The organism is Sphingobacterium corticibacterium, from assembly GCF_004208525.1.
Classification (GTDB): Bacteria; Bacteroidota; Bacteroidia; order Sphingobacteriales; family Sphingobacteriaceae; genus Sphingobacterium; species Sphingobacterium corticibacterium.
On record NZ_SGIT01000005.1, the window covers coordinates 25,093 to 50,604 of the forward strand.

At 40.9% G+C, this 25,512-nt stretch carries 19 protein-coding genes and 5 tRNA genes; 5 read left to right on the forward strand and 19 right to left on the reverse strand.

From position 1 onward, the window contains the following. Positions 1–45: 45 nt before the first annotated feature. From EWE74_RS18580 to EWE74_RS18590, 3 genes are all read right to left on the reverse strand, one after another. Positions 46–483 carry a hypothetical protein gene (locus EWE74_RS18580; RefSeq protein WP_130143171.1) on the reverse strand — a complete coding sequence of 146 codons (438 nt, stop codon included), beginning with the start codon at positions 481–483 and terminating at the stop codon, positions 46–48. Between the two features lie 118 nt (positions 484–601). Continuing rightward, positions 602–2,284, reverse strand: a complete 1,683-nt coding sequence (locus EWE74_RS18585; protein WP_130143172.1) for an amino acid permease — start codon at positions 2,282–2,284, stop codon at positions 602–604. Between the two features lie 15 nt (positions 2,285–2,299). After that, complete coding sequence (locus EWE74_RS18590; protein ID WP_130143173.1) at positions 2,300–2,974, reverse strand: ACP phosphodiesterase; 675 nt, start codon at positions 2,972–2,974, stop codon at positions 2,300–2,302. An 89-nt stretch (positions 2,975–3,063) separates the two neighbouring features. Here EWE74_RS18590 and tyrS point away from each other — a divergent pair, with 89 nt between their 5' ends. From tyrS to EWE74_RS18610, 4 genes are all read left to right on the forward strand, one after another. Beyond that, positions 3,064–4,347 (forward strand): tyrosine--tRNA ligase, encoded by a 1,284-nt coding sequence (gene tyrS, locus EWE74_RS18595; protein WP_130143174.1) that lies wholly within the window; start codon positions 3,064–3,066, stop codon positions 4,345–4,347. Positions 4,348–4,409: 62 nt separating this feature from the next. Next, positions 4,410–6,992 (forward strand): FtsK/SpoIIIE family DNA translocase, encoded by a 2,583-nt coding sequence (locus EWE74_RS18600; protein WP_130143175.1) that lies wholly within the window; start codon positions 4,410–4,412, stop codon positions 6,990–6,992. Between the two features lies 1 nt (position 6,993). Further along, positions 6,994–7,638, forward strand: coding sequence for a LolA family protein (locus tag EWE74_RS18605; protein ID WP_130143176.1), 645 nt, complete (start codon positions 6,994–6,996; stop codon positions 7,636–7,638). Between the two features lie 7 nt (positions 7,639–7,645). After that, on the forward strand, positions 7,646–8,671 hold the full coding sequence (locus tag EWE74_RS18610) for a LacI family DNA-binding transcriptional regulator (protein WP_130143177.1): 1,026 nt from the start codon (positions 7,646–7,648) through the stop codon (positions 8,669–8,671). A gap of 59 nt (positions 8,672–8,730) precedes the next feature. On the opposite strand, the gene uxuA is transcribed toward EWE74_RS18610, so the two are convergent. Next, positions 8,731–9,900 (reverse strand): mannonate dehydratase, encoded by a 1,170-nt coding sequence (gene uxuA, locus EWE74_RS18615; RefSeq protein WP_130143178.1) that lies wholly within the window; start codon positions 9,898–9,900, stop codon positions 8,731–8,733. 11 nt (positions 9,901–9,911) lie between these two features. Then, the gene (locus tag EWE74_RS18620) at positions 9,912–10,733 is read right to left on the reverse strand and encodes an SDR family oxidoreductase (RefSeq protein ID WP_130143179.1); all 822 of its coding nucleotides are present in this window, start codon (positions 10,731–10,733) and stop codon (positions 9,912–9,914) included. Between the two features lie 201 nt (positions 10,734–10,934). Between EWE74_RS18620 and EWE74_RS18625 the strand changes: the two genes are divergently transcribed. Next, positions 10,935–11,927: a sugar kinase gene (locus EWE74_RS18625; RefSeq protein ID WP_130143180.1), complete on the forward strand. Its 993-nt coding sequence runs from the start codon at positions 10,935–10,937 to the stop codon at positions 11,925–11,927. Positions 11,928–11,993: 66 nt separating this feature from the next. Here the strand turns inward: EWE74_RS18625 and rpoC are convergent, their stop codons facing one another. The 14 genes from rpoC to EWE74_RS18695 all read right to left on the reverse strand — a co-directional run bounded on the left by rpoC (position 11,994) and on the right by EWE74_RS18695 (position 25,426). After that, positions 11,994–16,271: a DNA-directed RNA polymerase subunit beta' gene (rpoC, locus tag EWE74_RS18630; RefSeq protein ID WP_130143181.1), complete on the reverse strand. Its 4,278-nt coding sequence runs from the start codon at positions 16,269–16,271 to the stop codon at positions 11,994–11,996. A gap of 66 nt (positions 16,272–16,337) precedes the next feature. Next, entirely contained in the window at positions 16,338–20,147 is a 3,810-nt protein-coding gene (rpoB, locus tag EWE74_RS18635) for a DNA-directed RNA polymerase subunit beta (RefSeq protein ID WP_130143182.1), read from the reverse strand. Between the two features lie 163 nt (positions 20,148–20,310). After that, positions 20,311–20,688 (reverse strand): 50S ribosomal protein L7/L12, encoded by a 378-nt coding sequence (gene rplL, locus EWE74_RS18640; protein ID WP_003011668.1) that lies wholly within the window; start codon positions 20,686–20,688, stop codon positions 20,311–20,313. Positions 20,689–20,764: 76 nt separating this feature from the next. Further along, entirely contained in the window at positions 20,765–21,283 is a 519-nt protein-coding gene (rplJ, locus tag EWE74_RS18645; protein WP_130143183.1) for a 50S ribosomal protein L10, read from the reverse strand. A 2-nt stretch (positions 21,284–21,285) separates the two neighbouring features. Continuing rightward, positions 21,286–21,984, reverse strand: a complete 699-nt coding sequence (gene rplA / locus EWE74_RS18650; RefSeq protein ID WP_130143184.1) for a 50S ribosomal protein L1 — start codon at positions 21,982–21,984, stop codon at positions 21,286–21,288. A gap of 22 nt (positions 21,985–22,006) precedes the next feature. Beyond that, complete coding sequence (gene rplK / locus EWE74_RS18655) at positions 22,007–22,450, reverse strand: 50S ribosomal protein L11 (RefSeq protein ID WP_130143185.1); 444 nt, start codon at positions 22,448–22,450, stop codon at positions 22,007–22,009. 210 nt (positions 22,451–22,660) lie between these two features. Beyond that, positions 22,661–23,206 carry a transcription termination/antitermination protein NusG gene (gene nusG, locus EWE74_RS18660; RefSeq protein ID WP_130143186.1) on the reverse strand — a complete coding sequence of 182 codons (546 nt, stop codon included), beginning with the start codon at positions 23,204–23,206 and terminating at the stop codon, positions 22,661–22,663. A 20-nt stretch (positions 23,207–23,226) separates the two neighbouring features. Continuing rightward, positions 23,227–23,421: a preprotein translocase subunit SecE gene (secE, locus tag EWE74_RS18665; protein ID WP_130143187.1), complete on the reverse strand. Its 195-nt coding sequence runs from the start codon at positions 23,419–23,421 to the stop codon at positions 23,227–23,229. Positions 23,422–23,446: 25 nt separating this feature from the next. Then, positions 23,447–23,518 (reverse strand) — tRNA-Trp (locus EWE74_RS18670). 162 nt (positions 23,519–23,680) lie between these two features. Beyond that, on the reverse strand, positions 23,681–24,868 hold the full coding sequence (tuf, locus tag EWE74_RS18675) for an elongation factor Tu (protein ID WP_130143188.1): 1,188 nt from the start codon (positions 24,866–24,868) through the stop codon (positions 23,681–23,683). A gap of 76 nt (positions 24,869–24,944) precedes the next feature. Beyond that, positions 24,945–25,016, reverse strand: a tRNA-Thr gene (locus EWE74_RS18680). Between the two features lie 88 nt (positions 25,017–25,104). Then, positions 25,105–25,177 (reverse strand) — tRNA-Gly (locus tag EWE74_RS18685). Between the two features lie 66 nt (positions 25,178–25,243). Then, positions 25,244–25,327 (reverse strand) — tRNA-Tyr (locus EWE74_RS18690). 26 nt (positions 25,328–25,353) lie between these two features. Next, a tRNA-Thr gene (locus EWE74_RS18695) sits at positions 25,354–25,426 on the reverse strand. Positions 25,427–25,512: the final 86 nt, after the last annotated feature.

A 25,512-nucleotide genomic window follows, 5' to 3' on the forward strand; every position in this document is an offset into this window, starting at 1 on the left:
GATTAACGATTTTTTAACCTAGAATACCTGCTTCTGTGTCAGCGTTTATTGTTCAATTTTTTTCTTTAGCGCACGCATAAACTTTTTCACAACGGCATTAGCGGCATTGAAACCATTTGTTCCATTCGGACTTGCTTTATATTCGGAAGATTCCCATAAAACATCCCCTCCTTTATCCATGATTTGAGCGACCAAACGATAAGATGTTCCTCCCCATGATGTAAGTGTCACCCCTTTCGAGGTTTTAATATCGACTTCCAATATAAAGTCAGCTTCGTCTTTAATCGATTTTAGTTCCCAATAGGACCAATCTTTTAGATCTCCGATAAGTTTGTCCGTTGCTTGGATCGCATCTTCATTTTTCGACACACCTGCTACGTAAATTTTGCTGCCTTTTTTTGGGGTTGTTAACGATGACTGTGAAACTCCTATATGGGGTAATATTAGAAGAATAATAACCAGAACGAATAAATTCTTTTTCATAATAATGCATATTAATGTTTATATTCAAAATTAGGATATCACGAACATCCTATCAATCCACGAAAACCATGATTATAATCATCTCACCTCATGCTTAGCACTTTCCGAAAACTGGTTACTACATTTCCTTATTCAACTTCGAGTGTTTATAACCATATACGAAATAAAGTACCAGCCCCACGGCTAACCATATCAAAAATATAATCCAATTACTCGCACCGAGCTGGCTCATTAGATAAAGATTGATCAGAATTCCAGTAACGGGCAGCAAAGAAAACCTATACATAAAACCCATCACGGCCAATATGAACCACACTATCCAGAAAATGACCAACAATGATTTATGCTCTATCATCTCTTGCCATGACATTTCTCTCCATTCCTGTAGTGCATCCTGTCCATAGTGATAAAGGATAATCCAGGCAATAACAAATCCCAGCCCAATTAAATACTTACCGTTTATATAAGGCACTCTGAATTTCGATTTAGACGATAATCCGGTATAATCCATATACAGCACGCCAGCACAAACTAGGATAAACGCGAAGAACGTCCCCACACTAGTCAAATCAACGAAAAAGTCCATTTTAAAAAATAAGGATGGCACCGCTACCACGACACCTGTTACAATTGTTGCAAACGAAGGTGTTTTATACTTCGGGTGTACACGAGAAAATCTTTTCCATAGCAAGCCATCACGACTCATCGTCATCCATATTCTCGGTTGTGCTAATTGATACACGACCAATGCACTTGTGATAGCTACAACAGAGGTAACCGACACAATACCCGCCATGTGATCAAAGCCGACATACTTAAACACAAATGCCAAGGGATCTTTCACATTCAATTCGGTATAGTTTACCATACCCGTCAAAACCAGGGTAATGGCTACATATAATATCGTACATATTATCAAACATAGAATCATTGCCCGGGGCAAATCACGTTGCGGATTTTTACACTCTTCTGCTGTTGTAGATATGGAATCGAATCCAATAAAAGCAAAGAATACGGCTGCTACCGACCCCATTACCCCCGAAACGCCATTAGGCATAAAAGGTGTCCAGTTTTCCGGCTTAATAAAGAAAATACCGCCGGCAATAACCAATAAAATAATTCCTACTTTAACCGCAACCATAATATTACTTGCCCGCTGCGACTCTTTAATGCCAACGTATACCAACCAAGTCACTAGCACGGTAATCAAACCCGCAGGTAAATCAAAAATAATGGGTACATCTCCGACCCGAGGAGCGGACAGATAAGCATGTAGTCCGACTTTATCTGAAGCACTGAGGGCGTTCATCCCTACGGAAACGAACTTTTCATGCGCATCCGTAGCATATCCGGGAGCCATCGTCAACCATTTTGGAATATGGAAACCGAAGCCCTCCAGCATTGACACAAAATATTGAGACCAAGAAATGGCGACTACGGTATTAGACACGGCATATTCTAAAACCAATGCCCATCCGATAATCCAGGCAAAGAGCTCTCCAAAGGTGACATAAGCATAGGTATACGCGCTGCCGGATACCGGAACAGTACTCGCAAATTGGGCATATGCGAGTGCCGTAAACACGCAGGCAAAGGCTACAAAAATAAAAAGTAAGGAAATTGCGGGCCCTCCCTCGTAGCTAGCCAATCCAATGGTACTAAATATTCCTGCACCTACAATAGCCGCAATCCCAAGCGAAACTAAATCACGAACGCCCAATACTTTGGCAAGTCCTGTTCCCTGTTGAGCATCTGCGACTATGCGGTCGACACTCTTCTTTCGGAAAAGTTTATTCATCATAGCTGCAAAAGTAATCTAAACTATTTTATCTTGTATTTCCTGAAAGATATCCATATAATTCAGAAGAGACTGTTCTTTATATAATCGTAGGCATTCCGTTAATCGATCATAATCCTCGGCGTTATTTTCAAACGTCCAAACACGTTTACATATATTGAAAAGTGCATAAGAAAGATTGCTTATATCTGCATAGTCCAAAACATAGCGTGACGTCACAAATCGGTCGTAAAACTCCAAAAAACGCACTGTATCTATCTCCCCGATCGTCTGTAAATATTTTTCGATAGTTGCTTTCTGGACTTGTTCCAAATGTTCGTATAGTCTATTGGGATTGACATGTGTATGATCTATTAGCAAATGGTCTAGCAAAAGCTCCAGCGAGATATGGGCTAAAAAGGATGCACGTATGGGAAGATGCGCCACCACGGTATCCAATTTGCGCCGCAATGCATGTGTGTGTTCCAGGAAAAAATTAGAGGTATGAAAAAGTCTATCGACCTCTACATGCCTGTACCAACCTTCCGATACCGACATCGTTTTGGGATGGATAAACAGCACCTCTTCAAACCGCTGCGGATGAAAATTGTATCCCTTATCCACATTCTTCAGCAAATCCGGAAGTAATGCCCCCAGTATCCTTTCGGAATGTGGGCTATAGCGTTCAAAATAATAATGCGACAAAAAATTCACGAACCCAAACTTCTTATTTATTTATCGTAAGATACGGCTTAATCTCGTATCTTTGCAATCTTAATTAAAAAAATTTAACCACAAAAAAGATGAGCTTTGTAGAAGAACTACGTTGGAGAGGGATGTTACAAGATATCATGCCTGGAACAGAAGATTTACTGAATAAAGAAAAAGTTTCTGGCTATATCGGCTTCGACCCAACAGGAGATTCACTGCATGTGGGACATTTAACACAGATTATGACCCTCATCCACTTTCAAAATGCGGGGCACAAGCCTGTTGCATTGGTAGGTGGAGCTACTGGGATGATTGGCGACCCCTCATTTAAGTCTGCTGAACGAAACCTGTTAGATGAAGCCACATTACAGTACAATGTTACTAGTTTAAAAACACAGCTTGCCAAATTCCTACATTTTGGGGATGCGGACAACGATGCGAAAATGGTTAATAATTATGATTGGTTTAAGGATTTTAAATTTTTGGATTTTATCCGCGACGTGGGCAAGCTGATTACAGTCAATTATATGATGGCGAAAGACTCTGTAAAAAAACGCCTAGAGGGCGACAATGGTCTTTCCTTTACGGAGTTTACCTACCAACTTATACAAGGATACGATTTTTATTATCTGTGGAAACACCATAATTGTAAGGTGCAGATGGGTGGATCAGACCAATGGGGGAATATCGTAACCGGTAGTGAAATCATCCGTCGTCAAGATCAGGGAACAGCATATGCTATTACGACACAATTGATTAAAAAAGCAGACGGACAAAAGTTTGGCAAAACCGAGTCCGGAGCAGTTTGGTTAGATCCTAAGAAAACATCTCCCTATAAGTTTTATCAGTTTTGGCTGAACACTACAGATGACGATGCCAAAAACTGGGTCAAGATCTTCACGTTAAAAACAAAAGAAGAAATTGACGCCATCATTGCAGAACACGATGTTGCCCCGCATACCCGTGCGGTGCAAAAAGCATTGGCGAAGGATATCACGATACGTACGCACTCGGAAAAAGACTATGAAACAGCCGTCAAAACATCCGAATTTCTATTCGGAAACGGGTCTCTAGAATTCTTGGCGGAACTGGATCATGATAGTGTATTGGAGGTTTTCGACGGCGTCCCGCAATTTGAAATTAACAGAGATCAGCTTACCCCCGGCATCAACGTGCTGGATTTTCTGGCAAGCCATACACAAGTTTTCCCATCAAAAGGCGAAGCCCGAAAAATGTTACAAGGTGGTGGTGTGGCCATCAACAAAGAGAAAATCAATGATATTGAATTAACGATTGACACTACACACTTAATTAATGACAGGTACATCGTGGCGCAGCGTGGCAAGAAAAACTATTTTTTGGTTATTGTCACGTAACAGGGAGATAGCATTTCCTTTATTTTTCCTAAGTTTGTAACTAGGAAAGGTAGCTGATTTTCATGTCAAACAAAGGAAATACATTTAAAAATTCCGGCAATGCAAGCAACAAACGTGCTCCGCGTACCACAGGGAATGTTTCATATAATAAGAAAAAACGGTTTAACTCGTTTGAGAACATCAATTTTTCAGAAGGACAGCGCAAAGCACTGAAAATACTGGGCATATTCTTACTATTTGCTTCTTTCATCATGGCTGTTTCGTTTGTTTCCTATCTTTTCACATGGAAACAAGACCAAAGTTATATAACAGAAACAAATGGCGGATGGTCAACGCTGTTTCGGAGTGTCGATGAAATAGCAGATGAGGCTGTAGAACTTCCCGTCGTTGAAAATAAACTAGGAAAACTAGGGGCATTACTCGCCAATCAATTTATTTACGAATGGTTTGGAATAGCCTCTTTCCTTTTCGCATTTATTCTATTTGTAGTGGGGTATAAACTCCTCTATCGAAAATCCCTTTTACCGGTATGGAAAACGATCATCTATTCAGCAACGGCTATCATTTATCTATCCGTAACGCTTGGGTTTTTACAGGATTTTCTGACGGACTCCCCCCATATATTGGAAGGAAAGTTCGGCTATTGGACAAACCAGCTGTTAAAAATCCAGATAGGTAGTACTGGGATCGCTGCCCTTTTGGCATTTGCCTATTTAGCCATACTCATTCTTATTTACAATTTAGATTTGAAATGGACTTGGTCACCGAAAAAGACGGATGAAGATGTAGAAGAAGACGAGGAAGATAATTTTGATACGTTTGCAACCAAATCAAATCCTATTTCCAATGTTTCTCGCAATACCGCTCCCCGTCCGTTAGCGGTTGAAGAAAAGGAAGAACCGCTAGATGAGGCATTTATTCCTCATACCCCCTTAACATTAAACGTGCCCGGAGAGAATCACAAAGATAATGACGGGGAGATTACTTTTACCGTAGATACGCCAGTGGTTATAGATGAGACCATACATAACGAACGAGAGCCTTCTTCCGAAGGTCCTGCACTTAGTGTAGAGAAAGTGGTGGAAGAAAAAGCTATTACTGCAAATGATCTAGTCGCCGAATTCGGCGAATATGATCCCAAACTAGATCTTTCAGGCTATCAATATCCAACGCTCGATTTGCTAAAGGAATATGGAAGCGGCAAAATCACCATTAATCAACAAGAGTTGGAAGCCAATAAAAACCGTATTGTCGAAACGCTCCGTAATTATAGTATTGAGATTGAACATATTAAAGCCACAATCGGCCCAACGGTAACATTATATGAAATCATACCCAAACCAGGTGTACGCATCTCCAAAATCAAAAATCTGGAAGACGACATTGCATTGAGCCTTGCAGCACTAGGCATACGCATTATCGCACCTATGCCTGGCAAAGGAACTATAGGTATCGAGGTACCTAACAGTTCGCCAGAAATGGTATCCATGCGTTCTGTTCTAGCTACAGAGAAGTTCCAAAAAACGGAGATGGATTTACCTATTGCGCTTGGTAAAACAATATCAAATGAGGTATATATAGCCGATTTGGCAAAAATGCCTCACTTATTGGTAGCTGGTGCCACAGGACAAGGTAAATCGGTTGGTATCAATGCAATTCTAACTTCTTTACTATATAAGAAACACCCAGCCGAGCTAAAATTTGTCATGGTTGATCCTAAAAAGGTGGAACTTTCTCTTTTCAAAACGATAGAGCGTCACTTCTTGGCAAAACTACCGAATGAAGACGAGGCGATCATTACCGACACAAAAAAGGTCATCAACACGCTCAATTCCCTTTGTATCGAGATGGACCAACGTTACGACCTGTTAAAGAATGCAGCAGTACGTAACTTAAAAGAGTATAATGCAAAATTTGTCAACCGTCGATTAAACCCTGAAGAGGGTCATCGATTCTTACCTTATATCGTTCTGGTAGTTGATGAGTTTGCAGATTTGATGATGACAGCAGGTAAAGAAGTGGAAACGCCGATTGCACGTCTCGCTCAGTTAGCACGAGCTGTAGGAATACATTTGGTTATTGCGACGCAACGACCATCGGTAAATATTATTACCGGTACGATCAAAGCAAACTTCCCGGCACGTTTAGCCTTCCGGGTATTGTCAAAAGTTGATTCTCGGACCATTTTGGACGCGGGGGGTGCTGACCAACTGATCGGTCGTGGGGATATGCTCTTGGCAACAGGAAGTGATTTAACACGTATCCAATGTGCCTTTGTAGACACACCGGAAGTAGAGCAAATCTCGGAGTTTATCGGAAATCAACGTGGCTATCCATCTGCTTTTATGCTGCCCGAATACGTCGATGAAAATGGAGAAGGAAGTGGCGGAATGGAATTTGATTCGAGCGATCGCGATCAACTTTTCGAAGAGGCTGCGCGACTGATTGTCATGCATCAACAAGGTTCAACGTCATTGATTCAACGTAAATTAAAGCTAGGCTACAACAGAGCGGGACGAATAATCGATCAATTGGAGGCTGCCGGTATTGTAGGCCCTTTTGAGGGAAGCAAAGCACGCGAAGTACTTTATCCCGACGAATATTCGCTAGAACAGTATCTGGAAACGTTAAGAAACAACGAATAAGATGGAGAAGAAAATAATAGTTCTGATGGCTTTCATTTGTACATCACTAATAGCATTCACACAAACGGATACCCAAGCAAAAAAGTTATTGGAAGAAGTATCTGCAAAATATGATGCGTATCAGACCATACAGTCTGACTTTAGTTTTTCCGTACAGCAAGCACAAGGAGGAAACCATGTGGATAAGGGCACGCTGTTCCTGAACAAACCAAAAAATCAGTTCCGAATAGCTTTAAGCGAGCAAGATATCATAAATGACGGCAAAAGTACTTGGTCTATTCTGAAAGAAGATCAAGAGGTACAAGTCAGTGACGCAGACAATAACACAGAAAGTATTGGTCCTAATAATCTTTTTACTTTCTATAAAAAGGGATTTATTTATAAAAGTAAAAAAGACGAAATGCTAGGCAAGGACCTGCTGAATGTTATAGAATTAACACCTACTGACACGAAGACGAATTATGCTAAAATCACCCTACGGATAAATAAAAACAAACATATCCATGATGTTGCAGTAGTCGATAAATCAGGAGCTCGATACATCTATAAGATTAACACACTATATGTAAATCATCAAATTCCAAGAGCAACGTTTACATTTCATACCGCAGATTATCCCAATTATGAGATAGTTGACCTTAGATGAGATAACAATGGCGAAGACGACACTTAAAAGTTTAGCCCAGGCATTAAATATGTCTGTTTCTACGGTATCAAAAGCGCTAAATGATAGTTACGAAATTAGTGAGGTAACGAAAAGAACGGTACAGGAGTTTGCAAAAAAGCACAACTATCAACCCAATGTACATGCTAAATTCCTTAAAACAGGAAAAACAAATACGATTGGTGTTGTTCTGCCGAAAATGACTGGATCCTTCGAAGCACAAATTATTGCGGGTATGCAAAAAGCGGCTACTGCTCATCATTATAGGACAATCATTATGAATACCATGGAAAATGAAGAACTGGAAAAACTGGCTCTTCAATCCATGTTAGACAAATCGGTGGATGGGATTCTTTTCTGCCCCATTCATGAAGAGTCAAATATCGATCTGGCAAAGCAAATCCTTAAAACAACACCTGTTGTCATCTTTGACCGGACACATTATCCGATAGAAACCCATAAAGTAGGTGTGCTGAATGCCGAAGGGATGTATAATGCATGCAAACACCTCATAGATATAGACCGACGGAAAATTGCTATATTCTGTGGAGCGCATCAGGGTATCACTACCAAACGACTATCCGGATACATAGAAGCTCATCACGATTTTCAGATCCCCGTCACGCCGGAGTATATCGTACATTGCAATGTGAAAAGCTTGGTAGATTTACAAGATGACCTGGAAAAACATGTAAAAAGCCTATTGCAATTGCCCGAACCTCCGAATGCCATTGTCGGTGTTGCCGATACCATCACCACACATTTATTGGGCATTTTAGCTAAATTGGATATAAAAGTACCGGAAACCCTTGCCGTCATCGGCTTTGCAAACACCGATCTGGTTCTTTCACTGAACCCATCCTTAAGCACCATTCGACAACCCACAACGGAAATAGGCGAGATTTCTGTCCATAAATTGGTGGAAATTATGCAAAAAAAGAATCGAAGCCAAATCGAGTGGGAAGACATTAAGCTGCCCACCTCCATTCAGCTTCGACGCTCTACTATTGGATAATAGCTGAGAGCTATAGGCCATAAGCAATAAGATTTTGCCGCAAGCCTATTGTTTATAACCTAAAGCTGTCTAACAATACCCAATTCCAACCCTCTTAATTCTGCTAGTCCTCTTAATCGACCAATGGCAGAATACCCCGGATTGGTAATTTTATGCAGATCATCCAACATTTGATGTCCGTGATCTGGTCTAAACGGAATAGGTTTTTCCCGTTTTTGGTTCTCTGCAGCCAACTCCTTCATAACGGCATACATATCCACATCACCATCCAAATGGTCGGCCTCATAGAAACTTCCTAAGGCGTCTTTCTTAACATTACGTAAATGCACAAAATTCACCCGGTGTTGTACCTGTTTAAATATTTGTACTAAATCGTTGTCAGGTCCTGCACCTAATGAACCCGTGCAAAAACAGACCCCATTAAACGGTTTGTCTACCGTTGTTATAATATATTCAAAATCTGCCAAATTGCCGGCAATTCTTGGAAGTCCTAAAATGGGATACGGGGGATCATCTGGATGAATGGTCATTTTTATACCATATTTCTCACAAACGTCTGCAATAGAAGAAAGAAAATAAGTTAAATTTTCCCGCAGTCCCTCGAAGCCAATCTTTGCATAAATATCAATACTGCGTTGTAAATCTTCCAGTGATGGATCTTTCTCTCCTGGGATACCCATTAATACATTAGAAAGCAAGAATTTCTTTGCCTCTTCGTCAAAAGTAGCGTAACGGCTCTCCGCTTTCTCTACAATTTCTGCTGAATACGATGATCTGGCATTAGGACGTTCTAAAATAAAGATATCAAAGATCGCCAAATCAATCCAATCGAAATAGAGTGCTTTAGATCCATCATGCATCACTTTATCTAATTGCGTACGCGTCCAATCGAGTACCGGCATAAAGTTATAACATACCGTTTTAATTCCACATTCCGCTAAATTAGTCAGTGTTTGACGATAATTATCTAAATAAAAATCGACTTGCTCCGAACGCGTTTTGATAGCTTCATGTACAGTCACGCTTTCCACTACCGACCACACCAGTCCTGCTTCCTCTATTATTCTCTTCCGCTCCAAAATATCTTCTTTAGGCCATACATCACCGTGTGGAATATGATGCAATGCGGATACAATACCTGTTGCACCTGCCTGCTTTACATCCTGTAAGGATACCGGGTCATTGGGTCCGTACCAACGCCACGTCTGTTCTAAAAATCGTTTATTCATAATATTAAAACCTAAACTCCACACCAGCTATTAAAACCGCCATCTACAAAGATCGTTTCGCCAGAAACAAAAGCCGAAGCATCGCTTAGCAGATACACCAACGTGCCTTCCAATTCTGATGGATCCCCTAGGCGGGAGAAAGGCGTACCTTTTACAAATTTATCTGCTCTGTCCGTATAACTACCATCAGAATTGGTCAACAAATTACGGTTTTGCTCCGTAAGAAATACGCCGGGGGCTATAGCATTTACACGTATCTTGTCACCATAACGCAACGCCAATTCGGTTGCCATCCATTTCGTAAAACCGTCTACGCCGTGTTTTGCTACGGTATAGCCTAAAACACGTGTAATAGGCAAACTCGCGGCCAACGATGATATATTGATAATAGATCCTTTTCCCTGCTTGGCAATAACCTCTCCAAAGACAAGTGTTGGAATAATCGTACCATATAGATTCAATTCGATTGCCTTAATAGTATCCCCTATTTTGTTTCCAAATAGATCGTCATCTGGCCCAATGGTAGCGCCCGGAATATTTCCTCCCGCCGCATTCACCAATCCGTCTATGGTACTCCATTTACTCAAAATTTGTTCTTTTGCTTTACGGACAGAATCTTCATCCATTACATCTGCGACCACTGCTAAGGCTTCAGCACCCAATGTCTGCACCATTTTCACCCGCTCGTCTGCTTTCTCCTGGCTTCTTCCGATAATACAGACTTTAGCCCCTGCTTCTGCTAAAGCTTTGACAAACGCTTTTCCCAGAATACCTGTACCGCCGGTTACCAAGATAACTTTTCCTTTTAATGAGAATCTCTCTAAAATATTCATGTTATTATAGTCCTAAGTTTATAACATTCAATGATAGCTATTTTTTAGTCATTCTCAAGTATTTACCGCAGGTTTATTCACGATAACGATTTCGCTTGTACTTATAAAGATAAATACGACCATGTAACGGCAACGATTTCGCAAACAACACTATAAAGTTTAAAAAAATAACCCTAATTTAACGACCAAAATAAATTATTCATGAACCTTATATTATCCTTCGGCGAAATATTAATCCGGCAACAAAGTTTGGGCGACACATTTTTTGATAAAAACAACAATCGTTTGGAAATCTTTCCAGGAGGCTCGGAAGCCAATGTAGCCGCTTCACTGGCACAAATGGGCGATAACGTAGCTTACTGTAGTGCATTACCAGAAAATGCTTTATCAGATGAAATCTTAGCAATTCTTAATAATTTGGGCGTGCATACCCAGAAAGCCCTTCGCACAGGCGATCGATTAGGCACTTACATGTTGATGTCGGCAAATGGACTTTCTAAGGGAGAGGTTATCTACGATAGAAAGTACTCCAGTTTTAGCCAGTTAACTATAGAGGATGTCGATATAGATAAGTTATTTGAGAACGTTTCTTGGCTTCATTGGACAGCACTTACACCTGCCCTTAACCAAAATATGGCGGATCTGATAGCTCGTCTGCTTCAAGAGGCATCCAACCGCAATATTACGATATCGGTAGACTTGAATTATAGAAATCGTTTATGGCAATACGGGAAAGAACCCATAGATATCATGCCGCAATTGGTGGCGTACTGTGATGTGATTATGGGTAACATATGGGCTGCAAATAAGATGCTCGGTACAGCCGTTGACGAATCTTTTGATAGAAATACATCACGAGAAACATATCTAGCTGCTGCTGCTGCATCTGCGAAGGAAATTTTTCAAAAATATCCTAAATGTAAACACATCGCTTATACTTTTCGTTTTATGGACAGTCCGAGTCACAACCTGTTTTACGGAACGTATCATACGCCAACGGAAGATGTCAGCTCCAATGTTATGGAAACTTTTGACGTCATTGATCGCATTGGTAGTGGAGATGCATTTATGGGTGGATACATTCATGCCCTTGTCAACAACATGACAACGCAAGAGGTTATTGATACAGCTACGGGCGCAGGCTTTCAAAAGCTATTTGTAAAAGGAGATTTTGGTAACGGAAAGATAAAGTAAAAAGATAAACAATAAAAAAGGCAGCAAAAATTTTTGCTGCCTTTTTTATTGTTTATATCAGAACGATTAGTCCTCTTCTTTCGAGGCCAATAACTGATCGTATTCTTCACGCGAACCAACAATAATATTGCTATACTCGCGTAAACCAGTTCCTGATGGGATCAAGTGACCAACAATTACGTTTTCTTTCAAACCTAACAAGTCGTCACGTTTACCTGCAATAGCAGCCTCGTTTAAGACTTTAGTTGTTTCCTGGAACGACGCAGCTGAAATGAATGACTTCGTTCCCAATGAAGCACGGGTAATACCCTGCAATAATGGACTTGAAGTTGCAGAAATAGCATCACGAACTTCTACTGTTTTCAAATCTTGACGACGTAAGCTTGAATTTTCCTCACGAAGTTTACGCATGGTTACAATTTGACCAGCTTTCAACTCCTTCGAATCTCCCGCATCAACGACAACTTTTTTATCAAACAAGGAGTCGTTTTCTTCCATGAAATCCCATTTGTTAACCGCTTCTTTTTCTAAGAAACGTGTATCGCCTGGGTCTTCGATATTCACTTTCTGCATCATTTGATGAACGATGGTCTCAAAGTGCTTATCGTTGATTTTCACCCCTTGTAAGCGATAAACTTCTTGAATACCATTTACGATATACTCTTGAACTGCCGCTGGGCCTTTAATAGAAAGGATATCCGATGGCGAAATAGAACCATCTGACAATGGCATACCTGCCTTTACAAAGTCATTATCTTGTACTAAGATATGCTTAGAAAGTGGCACCAAGTATTTCTTAATCTGTCCATCTCTGGATTCGATCGAAATTTCACGATTACCACGTTTCACACCGCCAAGCGTAACCACACCATCAATTTCGGTAACAACAGCCGGATTCGATGGATTACGTGCCTCAAACAACTCCGTTACACGAGGAAGACCTCCTGTAATATCGCGTGTTTTTCCTGTCGCACGAGGAATCTTCGCTAAGATTGTACCCTCTTTGATTTTTTGTCCATTTTGAACAGAGACGTGTGCTCCTACTGGAATATTATATGAGCGCAGGGTATCTCCTGCCAAGTCTGCAATCTTAATCGTTGGGTTTTTCGTTTTATCACGTGTCTCGATAATAACCTTCTCCTTGTGTCCGGTTTGTTCATCCGATTCATCACGGAACGTAACTCCTTCAATAATAGCTTCGAACTCAATTTTACCTGGGAATTCAGAGATAATTACCGCGTTATATGGATCCCAGTCAGCCAATACTTTACCTTTTTCTACCTTATCACCTTCGTTCACATATACATTAGCACCGTAAGGAATAATCTGGGTATATAGTACTTTTCTATCATCACTTACGATACGGAGCTCTCCAGAACGACCGATAGCAATTTGATAAGGTCCTTCCTCACCTTCTTTAGCTACGGAGCGAACATTTTCAAACTCAATCATACCGTCGTATTTTGCAACGATACTAGATTCTGCCGCGATATTCGACGCCGTACCCCCCACGTGGAATGTCCGTAATGTCAACTGTGTACCAGGCTCACCTACAGATTGGGCTGCAATAACACCGACAGCTTCACCCATTTGAACACGTTTACCCGAGGCTAGATTTCGTCCATAACAAGCTGTACAAACACCACGTTTAGCTTCGCATGTCAATACTGAACGAATTTCGACTCCTTCAATACCAGCTTCTTCTATCGCTGTTGCTATATCTTCGGTAATATCTTCATCTGCAGCAACAATTAACGCCCCAGTTTCCGGATGATATACGTCATTTAACGGTGTACGTCCTAGGATACGATCATATAATGGCTCTACAATATCATCATTTTCTTTAAGTGCTGTTTTGTATAGACCACGTAATGTATTACAATCTTCTTCCACTACGATCATATCTTGCGCAACGTCGTGCAAACGACGAGTCAAGTAACCCGCATCGGCTGTTTTCAATGCCGTATCGGCAAGACCTTTACGCGCACCGTGGGTAGAAATAAAGTACTCCAATACCGATAGACCTTCTTTGAAGTTCGATAAAATCGGGTTTTCGATAATCTCTCCTCCCGAGGTACCAGACTTCTGTGGTTTCGCCATCAGACCACGCATACCACACAACTGACGGATCTGTTCTTTCGAACCACGGGCACCGGAATCCAACATCATATAAACAGAGTTAAATCCTTGGTTATCGTTAGAAAGAATGTCCATCACGTATGCCGTCAATCTATTGTTGATACGTGTCCAGATATCGATAATTTGATTGTAGCGTTCGTTGTTGGTAATGAAACCCATGTTATAATTGTTCATTACTTCTTCAACTTCATTGGTCGCTTGTCCAATCAAATCCGCTTTAGCAGCCGGAATATTCAAATCTTGCAAGTTGAATGACAAACCACCTTTAAAGGCCGTTTGGAATCCTAACTCTTTCATATCATCCAAGAACTGTGCTGCACGAGCCATACCCGTACTCTTCACAATATCCCCAATGATATTACGCAATGACTTCTTGGTCAACAGTTCGTTGACATAACCCATCTCGTCAGGTACGATCTGATTAAAAATAACCCGGCCAACCGTAGTCTCGATGAGACCTTCAACGATTTGTCCGTCTTTATTTCTTGTTTTTGTTTTTACTTTAATGAAAGCGTGCAGGTCAATTTGATTCTCATTCAGGGCAATAATCACCTCTTCCGGAGAATAAAATGTCATGCCCTCGCCTCTCACTTTATGATCTTCTGTAGATTTCCGGCCTTTTGTAATATAATAAAGACCCAATACCATATCTTGAGATGGTACAGTTACCGGAGAACCATTTGCAGGGTTAAGGATGTTGTGCGAGGCCAACATCAATATCTGGGCTTCCAAAATAGCTGCATTACCTAAAGGTAAGTGAACCGCCATCTGGTCACCGTCAAAGTCGGCGTTAAACGCCGTACATACCAATGGATGTAACTGGATTGCTTTACCCTCTACCAACGTAGGTTGGAAAGCTTGGATACCCAAACGGTGGAGTGTAGGCGCACGGTTGAGCAATACCGGGTGTCCTTTCAATACATTTTCTAGAATATCCCACACGACCGGATCCTTGCGATCAACGATTTTTTTAGCTGATTTAACCGTTTTTACAATACCTCTTTCAATCATCTTGCGAATGATGAACGGTTTGTAAAGCTCCGCAGCCATATCTTTAGGAAGACCACACTCGTGTAATTTCAAATGCGGACCAACGACGATTACGGAACGAGCCGAGTAATCCACACGTTTACCCAATAAGTTTTGACGGAAACGTCCTTGTTTACCTTTCAAAATATCAGATAACGATTTCAATGCGCGGTTACCTTCTGTTTTCACCGCATTCACTTTACGCGAGTTATCGAATAAAGAGTCTACCGCTTCCTGAAGCATACGTTTTTCATTCCGTAAGATTACTTCTGGTGCTTTGATTTCAATCAAACGCTTCAAACGGTTGTTACGGATAATCACACGACGATACAAGTCGTTCAAATCAGACGTTGCAAAGCGTCCACCGTCCAACGGCACCAATGGGCGCAATTCTGGTGGAATAATCGGAACGATTTTCACGATCATCCATTCCGGACGGTTTTCAATACGGGTGTTCGCACCACGGAAAGCTTCTACAACATGAAGACGTTTCAACGCTTCATTTTTACGTTGTTGCGAAGTTTCGTTAGCAGCTTGGTGACGTAAATCGTACGATAATTGATCTAAATCGATACGTTTCAAAAGTTCCTCCATCGCCTCAGCACCCATCTTCGCGATGAATTTCTGTGGATCGGTATCATCTAAATATTGGTTTTCTTTTGGTAAGGTATCCAAAATATCCAGATACTCTTCCTCCGTTAAGAAATCCATGTATGAAATACCATCTTCTTCTTTGATACCTGGTTGAATAACCACATATCTTTCGTAGTAGATGATCATATCCAATTTCTTGGTCGGAAGTCCCAATAAATAGCCGATTTTGTTAGGAAGAGAACGGAAATACCAAATGTGTGCTACAGGAACAACCAAATTGATGTGCCCCATGCGTTCACGACGTACTTTTTTCTCCGTTACTTCCACACCACAACGGTCACACACGATACCCTTATAACGAATACGCTTGTATTTACCACAGTGGCATTCGTAGTCCTTTACCGGACCAAAAATACGCTCACAGAATAAACCATCACGCTCAGGTTTGTAGGTACGATAGTTGATCGTCTCTGGCTTCGTAACCTCACCGCTAGAACGCTCCAAAATCGTTTCCGGAGAAGCCAAGCTGATCGTAATCGAAGTGAAGTTACTTTTAATTTTATTATCTTTTTTATAAGACATACGTTGTATAACTTAAAGATGTATGTAAGACCTATCGCATTAAAAAACAGATAGGTCTAAATTTTATTAATCCAATGTGATATCTAATCCTAAACCACGTAACTCATGTACCAATACGTTGAACGATTCTGGTACAGATGGCGTCGGAAGGTTGTTACCTTTCACGATAGCCTCGTACGTTTTCGCACGGCCAACAACATCATCTGATTTCACGGTTAAGATCTCTTGTAGGATATTTGACGCACCAAATGCTTCCAATGCCCATACCTCCATCTCACCAAAACGCTGACCACCAAATTGTGCTTTACCACCTAATGGTTGTTGCGTAATCAACGAGTACGGTCCGATAGAACGCGCGTGCATTTTATCATCTACCATGTGTCCTAATTTCAACATGTAGATAACCCCAACTGTAGTCGGTTGGTCAAAACGCTCACCTGTCAAACCATTGTATAGGTAGGTTCTACCAGACATCGGTAATTTAGCTTTAGCGATCCACTCTTCCACTTCGTCCATTTCCGCTCCGTCAAAAATTGGCGTTGCAAATTTGGTCCCGAGTTTTTGACCTGCCCATCCCAGAACAGTTTCGTAAATCTGTCCTAAGTTCATCCGCGAAGGTACCCCTAATGGATTCAACACGATGTCTACTGGCGTACCATCTTCTAAGAATGGCATATCCTCATCACGAACGATACGGGCAACGATACCTTTGTTACCGTGGCGCCCTGCCATCTTATCTCCCACTTTCAATTTACGTTTCTTAGCCACGTAAACTTTCGCCATTTGAACGATACCGGATGGTAATTCGTCTCCGACAGAGATCGCAAACTTCTCTCTTTTGAAAGCACCAAGTTCTTCATTGATCTTGATGTTGTAAAAGTGAAGAGCTAACTTGATCAATTCATTCTTGTCTTCGTCTGTCGTCCATCCCGTTGGATTAATATGTGCATAATCCAAATCCATTAAGATTTTCTGCGTGAATTTAGCCCCTTTCGGTACCAACAACTCTTTATACACATTATATACCCCTTGGCTGGTTTTGCCATTCACAACAGTGAATAACTTCTCTACCAAACGATCTTTCAGTATTTTTACTGCTTTATCGTGTGCGACTTCTAATTTGTCTAATGCTTTTCTTTCCGCCTCTTTAGACATTTTTTTCGCACGGGAGAATAGCTTCGTATCAATAACCACCCCTTTCAAAGAAGGTGATGCTTTCAATGACGCATCTTTCACATCACCAGCTTTGTCACCAAAGATAGCACGTAATAACTTCTCCTCCGGAGAAGGATCAGATTCGCCTTTCGGAGTGATTTTACCAATTAAGATATCACCTCCATTAACCTCAGCACCAACACGGATAATACCATTTTCATCCAAATCTTTTGTTGCCTCTTCCGATACGTTCGGGATATCGGATGTCAATTCCTCTTCACCGCGTTTCGTATCACGAACTTCCAACTCGAACTCTTCAATATGTAAAGAAGTGAATAAGTCTTCCGATACAACACGTTCTGAAATTACGATCGCATCCTCAAAGTTGTATCCCTGCCAAGGCATGAAAGCCACTTTCAAGTTACGACCAAGTGCCAATTCCCCATTCTCTGTTGCATAACCTTCACATAGTACCTGACCTTTGGTTACCTTCTGTCCTTTCGTAACGATTGGCTTCAAGTTGATACAGGTATTCTGGTTGGTTTTCTTAAACTTCGTGAGTGTATATGTTTTGATATCATTATCAAACGACACCAAACGGTCGTTATCGTTACGCTCGTAACGAATTTTAATCTCGTTTGCATCTACATATTCGACCACACCATCACCTTCTGCGTTGATCAATGTGCGGGAATCGGATGCTACACGAGCTTCCAAACCTGTACCCACGATAGGTGCTTGTGGTTTCAATAAAGGAACAGCTTGACGCTGCATGTTCGATCCCATCAACGCACGGTTAGCATCATCATGCTCCAGGAATGGAATCAATGAGGCTGCTATTGACGTAATCTGGTTTGGTGCAACGTCCATATAATCCAATTTCTCTGGTTCGATAATCGGGAAGTCACCTTCGTATCTCGCCTTTACCTTCGGATCTTCAAAGTTACCTTGATCATCATATTGTGCATTTGCCTGCGCAATCGTTTTATCATCTTCATCTTCTGCTGACAAATATACTACGGGCTCATCAACCACGACTTTACCATCTCTAACTTGACGGTAAGGAGTCTCAATGAAACCTAAGTTGTTGATTTTCGCGTGTACAGCTAAAGAAGAAATCAAACCGATGTTCGGACCTTCTGGGGTTTCGATCGTACACAGACGACCATAGTGTGTGTAATGAACGTCACGTACTTCAAAACCTGCACGTTCACGCGATAGACCACCCGGACCTAAAGCTGATAAACGACGCTTGTGCGTAATCTCCGCCAATGGGTTAGTTTGATCCATAAATTGCGACAACTGGTTCGTTCCGAAGAACGAGTTGATAACAGACGACAATGTACGTGCATTGATCAAATCTGTTGGTGTAAACACCTCGTTGTCACGGATATTCATCCGCTCGCGGATGGTACGCGCCATACGGGAAAGGCCAACCCCAAATTGTGCATATAATTGCTCACCTACCGTACGAACACGACGATTGGATAAGTGGTCAATATCATCCACTTCAGCTTTGGAGTTAATCAAGTTGATCAGATACTTCACGATGGCAATGATGTCCTGTCGTGTCAATACTTTCGTATCATCCGCTGTATCTAATCCTAATTTACGGTTAATGCGGTAACGCCCCACATCGCCCAAATCATAACGTTTATCCGAAAAGAACAAACGATCGATAATACCACGTGCTGTTTCCTCATCTGGTGGTTCTGCGTTACGCAGCTGACGATAGATGTGTTCTACAGCCTCTTTTTCAGAGTTTGAGGTATCTTTCTGTAAAGTATTATATATAATCGAGTAGTCCGCATTGTTAGCGCCATCTTCTTTGGCAAGAATAATAGATTTTACCCCTGCATCGATGATCATTTCAATGTGATCCTCCTCTAAAACAGTTTCACGTTCTAAGATAATTTCATTCCGATCGATAGACACCACCTCTCCTGTATCCTCGTCCACAAAATCTTCGATCCATTTTTTCAATACCCTAGCCGCTAAGCGACGGCCAACATATTTCTTAAGACCAGATTTACTTACTTTTACTTCATCTGCAAGATCAAATAGCTCCAAGATATCCTTATCGGAATCGTAGCCGATCGCACGTAACAAAGTAGTAACTGGGAATTTCTTTTTACGGTCGATATAAGCGTACATCACGTTGTTTACGTCTGTCGCAAATTCGATCCAAGATCCTTTAAAAGGAATTACCCTTGCAGAATAAAGTTTCGTACCATTTGTGTGTCTACTCTGACCAAAGAACACGCCGGGAGAACGGTGCAATTGGGACACGATGACACGCTCCGCACCATTGATAACAAAGGTACCTTTCGGCGTCATATAAGGAATCGTTCCCAAATATACATCCTGTACAATGGTTTCGAAATCCTCGTGTTCTTCATCATTACAAGATAACTTCAACTTTGCTTTGAGTGGAACACTATACGTCAATCCACGCTCAATACACTCCTGTATATCGTAACGAGGAGGATCGATGAAATAATCCAAAAACTCTAGTACAAAGATGTTTCTTGAATCAGAAATAGGGAAGTTTTCCGAGAAAACCTTGAACAGCCCTTCCTGATGGCGGTTGTCAGAAGTAGTTTCTAATTGAAAAAACTCCTTGAAAGATTGCAATTGCACATCCAAGAAATCCGGATAATCGATAACCTTCTTACTTGTAGCAAAATTTACTCTTTCGTTTTGAATATTATTGTTTGCCAAGGGAATAAGTATTTTAGTTTAAAAAAACTGAGCCAATTATGCTGTAATCATGTATTTATCAGATGTCAGCATCCATCTGATGCATGTAATAATATAAATAGGAATAGACTCTGCCAATATATTGGCAGAGTCTAAACCTTTAAGGTGCTTATCTATGGTGAGATTACTTGATCTCAACAACAGCTCCAGCTTCTTCTAATTGTTTTTTCAACGCTTCAGCTTCGTCTTTTGAAACACCAGTTTTCAATTCCTTAGGAGCACCGTCCACTAAATCTTTAGCTTCTTTCAATCCTAAACCAGCTAAGTCTTTCACCAATTTAACGACTGCTAATTTCTGACCACCAGCTTCTTTCAAGATAACGTCGAATGAAGTTTTCTCTTCAGCAGCAGCAGCGCCACCTTCAGCAGGAGCAGCAGCAACTGCAACAGCAGCAGCAGCAGGCTCGATACCGTACTCGTCTTTTAGGATATCAGCTAATTCCTTAACTTCTTTTACTGTTAAGTTAACCAACTGTTCAGCAAGTTGTTTTAAATCTGCCATTTTATTTTGAATTTTTGAATGTACTTAATATAAATTGTTAATTAAAAATACACGAACATTTTATAAGAGTTGTTCGTTAACCTCTTTCTTCTAAAGCTTTTACCAAACCTGAAATTGTATTTCCACCTGATTGAAGTGCGGAAATAACATTCTTCGCAGGAGACTGAAGCAATGCGATAACGTCCGCGATAAGTTCTTCCTTAGATTTAAGGGTAACTAAAGCATTCAATTGATCATCACCAACAAAAGCAGTCTCTTGGATATAAGCCGCTTTCAAAACGGGCTTATCACCTTCTTTACGCAATTGCTTGATCAATTTCGCTGGCGCATTTCCTGATTCAGAGAACATCAACGTAGAAGCACCTTTAAGTACACTGCGCAATTCTTCCGAATCAATACCTGCCTCCACAAGTGCCTTCTCGATCAAGGAGTTTTTAGCTACTTGAATAGCTATTCCTTGCTCAAAGCCTTTGCGGCGAATATTATTTACTTTTTCAACAGATAAATCAGCAGTATCCGTAATATAAAAATTACCGTAAGATTTAATCTGCTCGGCCAAAGCTTGAACAATTGCTTGTTTTTCTTCTTTTCTCATGATTAAATTCCTGCTACTGATTTAGTCTCCACATGAATACTAGGACTCATGGTTGAAGAGATGTGAATACTCCTAAAGTATGTTCCTTTAGCAGCGGAAGGTTTAAGACGCGCAAGAGTTTGTAACACCTCTAATGCGTTGTCATAAATCTTATCTGCATCGAACGACGCTTTACCCACTGAAGTATGGATGATACCTGTCTTGTCGACTTTGAAATCAATTTTACCACCTTTAACTTCCGTTACAGCTTTCCCTACTTCCGTAGTCACTGTTCCAGTTTTAGGGTTAGGCATCAAGTTTCTAGGACCTAGAATACGCCCTAATTTACCCACTTTTGCCATAACGCTAGGCATAGTAATAATGATATCAACGTCAGTCCAACCACCTTCGATTTTGCTGATATAATCATCAAGACCTACGTAATCCGCGCCTGCTGCTTTAGCTTCTTCTTCCTTATCAGGAGTACACAATACTAAAACACGTACGGTCTTACCAGTTCCGTGAGGTAATGTAGCGATACCACGAACCATTTGGTTTGCTTTACGGGGATCCACGCCTAAACGAACGTCGATATCCACAGAAGCGTCAAATTTCGTCGCAGTAATCTCTTTAACCAAAGCTGCTGCTTCTTTTAAAGAGTACGCTTTACCAGCTTCAATTTTGGATAGTGCCGCTTTTTGATTTTTTGTTAATCTAGCCACTTTCTTAAACTGATTTCGTTAATTAATTGTTCCAAGGAGCGCTACCAGAAACGGTAATGCCCATACTACGTGCTGTTCCAGCCACCATTTTCATAGCAGACTCTACAGTAAATGCATTCAAATCAGGCATTTTATCTTTGGCGATCGCCTCAACCTGCTCCCACGTAATGGAAGCTACTTTTTTACGGTTAGGCTCACCCGACCCACTTTTCAGTTTAGCTGCATCTTTTAACTGAACAGCTACTGGAGGAGTCTTGATGATAAAATCAAATGATTTGTCGCTGTAAACTGTAATGACAACAGGTAATACTTGACCTGGTTTGTCTTGCGTACGAGCGTTAAATTGCTTACAGAAGTCCATAATGTTTACTCCTTTAGCACCCAATGCAGGTCCTACCGGAGGAGATGGATTCGCAGCACCGCCCTTTACTTGTAATTTTACTAACGCACTGACTTCTTTTGCCATTTTGTTTTGAATTTAATTGTTAAATGTTTGTTAGTAAGGTGGAAGCATTATAACGTAACATTTATGTTTTCGATAGTTACATATAAACTATATAACCAAACGAGGTGCAAAGATAATAAGAAGTTTTGGAATAAAAAAACCAAAAATAAAATATATATAATAGCAGAACGGTAACCTTGTTGGGTTACCGTTCTGCTATTATTTTTTCGATTACTCTTTTTCTACCTGCATATAGTTAAGCTCAAGCGGTGTTTTACGCCCGAATACTTTAACCATAACAGTAAGTTTCTTTTTATCTTCATGAACCTCTTCGATTTCTCCGGTAAAGCCATTAAATGGCCCATCGTTTACTTTCACGGTTTCCCCTACATAATACGGAACGTTCATACTTTCGCCTTGTTCCGCCATCTCGTCTACCTTACCTAAGATTCGGTTCACTTCGGCTGGGCGTAAAGGGATAGCATTCCCTGCTTTATCGCCTAAAAACCCAATGACGCTATTCAAGTTCTTGATCGCGTGCTCAATCTCTCCGTCCAATGCGGCTTCGATCAAAACATATCCAGGGTAATAGTTACGTTCTTTTGCAACTTTCTTCCCATCGCGCATTTGGTAATATTTTTCCATTGGAATCAACACCTGAGGCACTAAGTGTTGAATACCTAAGCGGTTTACCTCAGCCTCCACGTACTGCTTTACCTTCTTCTCTTTTCCACTAACGGCACGAACTACATACCATTTTAACGATTGATCTGCCATAAAATTTTTAATGATAAAATTTAGGAAGTAATTCCGTACAATAACTCCAATAGATTACTTGAAGCTTTATCCATCACAAATATTAACAACGCAATAATGACAGACGCTACAAGTACCACTACAGCCGAGTTTTGCAATTGCGCCCAAGTAGGCCAAGTTACCTTCTCTGTAACCTCGACATAGGAGCTTTTAAAAAAATCAAGTACTTTAGCCATTTTTAGTTTACCTAAATTATTTTAGCAGGGGTACCAGGATTCGAACCCAGACCAACGGTTTTGGAGACCGCTATACTAACCATTATACTATACCCCTTGGTTTTTTTTGATGACGCAAATATAGCGTTTCAACACTATTAGCGCAAATATTATTTACCTTTTTTTCTACTTTATTACCATTGTCTATACGTAGAAAAAAACAAGCTAACCAGCCTTAGCCAATTAGCTTGTTTTATTATGTTAAAATAATCTTAAAAGATTACGCAACAATTTCAGTTACCTGACCAGCACCTACTGTTCTACCACCTTCACGGATAGCGAAACGTAGACCTTTTTCCATAGCAATAGCATTGATCAATTTCACAGAGATTGTAACGTTATCACCTGGCATAACCATTTCAGTACCTTCTGGCAACGAGATTTCTCCTGTTACGTCAGTCGTACGGAAATAGAATTGAGGACGGTATTTGTTGAAGAATGGCGTGTGACGTCCACCTTCAGCTTTTGACAACACGTAAACCTCAGCTTTGAAGTCTGTGTGAGGAGTTACTGTACCTGGTTTACAGATTACCATACCACGACGGATATCTGTTTTTTCAATACCACGCAACAATAAACCTACGTTATCACCCGCTTCACCATAATCCAAAATCTTACGGAACATCTCTACTCCTGTTACTGTAGATTTCAAGTTCTCAGCACCCATACCTAAGATTTCAACTGGATCACCCGAGTTGATTACACCTCTTTCGATACGACCAGTAGCAACTGTACCACGACCAGTGATAGAGAAAACGTCCTCGATTGGCATCAAGAAAGGAAGGTCGGTCAAACGTGGAGGAATTGGAATATAGTTATCTACAGCATCCATTAATTCCATAATTTTATCAACCCACTCTGTTTCACCATTCAATGCACCTAGAGCCGATCCTTTGACCACAGGGATATCATCACCTGGGAATTCGTAGAATGACAATAGCTCACGAACTTCCATTTCAACAAGCTCTAACAACTCTTCGTCGTCAACTAAGTCAACTTTATTCAAGAATACTACTAACGCAGGAACACCTACCTGGCGAGCCAACAAGATGTGCTCACGAGTTTGAGGCATAGGACCATCAGTCGCAGCAACTACGATGATAGCACCATCCATCTGTGCAGCACCGGTAACCATGTTTTTCACATAGTCAGCGTGACCTGGACAGTCAACGTGCGCATAGTGACGGTTCGCTGTTTGGTATTCTACGTGTGCCGTATTGATTGTAATACCACGCTCTTTTTCTTCAGGAGCAGAGTCAATTGAATCAAATGAACGAGCCTCTGAAAAACCTTTGTCAGCCAATACTTTAGTGATAGCAGCTGTGGTAGTTGTTTTACCGTGGTCAACGTGACCGATTGTACCGATATTTAAGTGCGGTTTACTCCGGTCAAATTTCTCTTTTGCCATGTTTATGCGAATTAGTAATTATAAAATGTTTCTTAATTAAATCCTTTACAAAAGTAATAAACTTTCATATTTTTTGAGCCAAAGATGGGATTTGAACCCACGACCTCTTCCTTACCAAGGAAGTGCTCTACCCCTGAGCTACTTCGGCTTATCAAAAGCCTATCTACAGATGATAGCCTCTACCTATTTGGACAATTCATCAAAAAGACAGAGACTTAAATCAAACTTTAAAAATGAGCGGAAGACGGGCCTCGAACCCGCAACCTATAGCTTGGAAGGCTATCGCTCTACCAATTGAGCTACTTCCGCTGATTGATTCTAGATGATCCATACCGATTCATTGATTGAACCAGCATGTAACATACTAAAATCGGGTGGTGGAGGGAGAAGGATTCGAACCTTCGAAGCCGAAGCAACGGATTTACAGTCCGTCCCATTTGACCGCTCTGGAACCCCTCCAAACCTGCAAATAAATTTGCATTTAGAGCCTCTTATCGGGATCGAACCAATGACCTACTGATTACAAGTCAGTTGCTCTACCAGCTGAGCTAAAGAGGCAATATTTTAATTTTAAAAAACTCTCCAAAGAACACCTACCTTTTCAGATAGCGAGTGCAAAAATCCAACTTAATTTTGATATTTGC

Coding starts and splice junctions, on each gene's coding strand:
- EWE74_RS18580 (WP_130143171.1), bottom strand. CDS start 483: ATGAAAAAGAATTTATTCGTTCTGGTTATTATTCTTCTAATATTACCC.
- EWE74_RS18585 (WP_130143172.1), bottom strand. CDS start 2,284: ATGATGAATAAACTTTTCCGAAAGAAGAGTGTCGACCGCATAGTCGCA.
- tyrS (WP_130143174.1), top strand. CDS start 3,064: ATGAGCTTTGTAGAAGAACTACGTTGGAGAGGGATGTTACAAGATATC.
- EWE74_RS18600 (WP_130143175.1), top strand. CDS start 4,410: ATGTCAAACAAAGGAAATACATTTAAAAATTCCGGCAATGCAAGCAAC.
- EWE74_RS18605 (WP_130143176.1), top strand. CDS start 6,994: ATGGAGAAGAAAATAATAGTTCTGATGGCTTTCATTTGTACATCACTA.
- EWE74_RS18610 (WP_130143177.1), top strand. CDS start 7,646: ATGGCGAAGACGACACTTAAAAGTTTAGCCCAGGCATTAAATATGTCT.
- uxuA (WP_130143178.1), bottom strand. CDS start 9,900: ATGAATAAACGATTTTTAGAACAGACGTGGCGTTGGTACGGACCCAAT.
- EWE74_RS18620 (WP_130143179.1), bottom strand. CDS start 10,733: ATGAATATTTTAGAGAGATTCTCATTAAAAGGAAAAGTTATCTTGGTA.
- EWE74_RS18625 (WP_130143180.1), top strand. CDS start 10,935: ATGAACCTTATATTATCCTTCGGCGAAATATTAATCCGGCAACAAAGT.
- rpoC (WP_130143181.1), bottom strand. CDS start 16,271: ATGTCTTATAAAAAAGATAATAAAATTAAAAGTAACTTCACTTCGATT.
- rplL (WP_003011668.1), bottom strand. CDS start 20,688: ATGGCAGATTTAAAACAACTTGCTGAACAGTTGGTTAACTTAACAGTA.
- rplJ (WP_130143183.1), bottom strand. CDS start 21,283: ATGAGAAAAGAAGAAAAACAAGCAATTGTTCAAGCTTTGGCCGAGCAG.
- rplK (WP_130143185.1), bottom strand. CDS start 22,450: ATGGCAAAAGAAGTCAGTGCGTTAGTAAAATTACAAGTAAAGGGCGGT.
- nusG (WP_130143186.1), bottom strand. CDS start 23,206: ATGGCAGATCAATCGTTAAAATGGTATGTAGTTCGTGCCGTTAGTGGA.
- secE (WP_130143187.1), bottom strand. CDS start 23,421: ATGGCTAAAGTACTTGATTTTTTTAAAAGCTCCTATGTCGAGGTTACA.
- tuf (WP_130143188.1), bottom strand. CDS start 24,868: ATGGCAAAAGAGAAATTTGACCGGAGTAAACCGCACTTAAATATCGGT.